At 29.6% G+C, this 2,046-nt stretch carries 1 protein-coding gene; it reads left to right on the forward strand.

What is annotated here, in order from left to right; all coding sequences use genetic code 11:
• Positions 1-2,046, forward strand: a 2,046-nt coding sequence (locus ACTHW2_RS10645) for a penicillin-binding transpeptidase domain-containing protein (protein ID WP_442263900.1), incomplete at both ends; no start/stop codon positions are given.

Below are 2,046 nucleotides of genomic sequence, written 5' to 3' on the forward strand. Positions count from 1 at the left end.
CTCTCTTAGCTGGAAGTAAACCTTCATTTACAGTTCAAATGTTAAAAGATGAAGTAAACAAGTTAGATACAGAAGAAAAAAACAAAGAATTTTTGACTCTTATTAGACTTTTAGAAGAAGACGGTGCTCCATATTCAGATGATTTTCCTATAGAACTTAATGTATTGAAATATAAGAATACAAAGGACTATGATAGTGAATTTTATAATCCCATGGATAAGGCTATAGATATTATTGTTGAAAATAAATTACTTAGTGAAATATTAAACTTATATTATGTAAACCCAGAATATGATGAACATTATGAATTTATAGTTTTTAATAAGGCTATAAATGCATTAAAAACTAAGGGTATAGATATACCTATACTTGCTTATGTTGAAAATAAAGATCTTAAAATTGAGTTTGATGAAGATAAAGATATAGAAGAGTTTAAAGAAAAAAACAGTTTAAATAAGGGTGATACTCCTATAAGTTCAATGTTAAAACTTATAAACGATGATAAGGCAGCTATAAGAAAAATAATAGATCAATCAATCTCTAGAAAACTTATATATGATTTGTTTGTAAGTAAAGGTTTAGAAGAAAACCTAATAATTGATGATTACTCTATGTCTTTTGAGGAAGATTATAAAGAACAAAAGAGATATCTCATGAAGATTTTTCCACAGATAACTAAGGATTCTTCTGCGGAAGATGATTTTATAAATATTTTTTATGAAACTTCTATAAAGACATTTTTAGAATCAGGATTTAAGAAGAAAAGCAAAGGTAAAAAAGAAAAATTTACTTATCCAGGTGAGATTCTTTTAGATAAGATAAAAAAAGAAAATATAGACATTCCTGTGAAAATAAATATTGGAAAAGATAAGGCAGTAACCTATGACTATAGTGATAATAAGGCTGTATCTGCTATACCAGCTATAGATTTACTTATAGAAGAAATGGAAGGTACAAAAGTTTTTAAAGATTTTATGAAATTAGATGAAATAAGACCTTTAGCACAAAAACAACTTTTAGAAGATGAAATAAATCCTAAAATATCTGTATCTGAAGAGTATGAATATGTTAGTATAAATAATCTAAATAAATTTTATGCTGGGAATAATATTCCCAAAAATAGTGATGCTAAAGAGGCTTTCAAGCATTTAAGAGAAAAATATGACCTTGATGAGGATTTAAGTGATTATGAGGCTAGACCTATATTTGTAATGTATAATCAACTTGCTAAACAAGGGTATTTAGCTTATCAACCAGTATATATAGCTTATGATATAAAAGAGTCGACTGTTGCAAAAATAGAAGAGAGTATTATGAATACAAATGGTATAAATATAAGCATAGAACCTATAAGATATTATCCAGAAGGTCAAGTAGCGGCACATACTTTAGGATATTTAGGAAAGATAAGTCAGCCGGGAGAAATAAAAGAATATATAGAAGAAAAGAAATATTCGCCTAGTACATTGATAGGAAAAACTGGGATTGAACAAAGTTTTGAGGAAAATTTGAAAGGTAAAGGTGGAATAAAAAAGGTTGAAGTTGACTCTTCTGGTAATAGTACCCAAACTATTGAAGAAGAAACTTCTATACCTGGTGACAATATATATCTTTCTTTAGATTTAGATCTTCAGAAGGTAGCAGAAGAATCTTTAGAGAAGACTTTAAAAGGACTTCAAAAAGGTGGAACATACAAAAGTAAATGGGGAGACTATAAGTTTGGATTCAATAGAAGCAAAGGTAGGCCCTATAAAAATGCTACTTCTGGGGCAACTGTTGCTATAGATGTTAAAACAGGAAAAGTTCTTGCAAGTGCATCTTATCCTGCATATGATCCAAATCTATTTTCAACCGGAATAAATAGCACTGACTGGCAAAGTTTGTTTCCAGAAAACGAAGAAGATATGTTAGCGCCAAGGCCACTTTATAATATTGCAACTCAGACTGCAGTTCAGCCAGGGTCTACTATTAAAATGTTAACTGGTCTTACGGCTCTTGAAAAGGGCTTAAGCCCTCATAAGACAATACGAGATATGGGGCATGTTG

Origin of the sequence: Tissierella sp. (genome assembly GCF_052089545.1) — a bacterium.
Taxonomy (GTDB): Bacteria; Bacillota; Clostridia; order Tissierellales; family Tissierellaceae; genus Tissierella_A.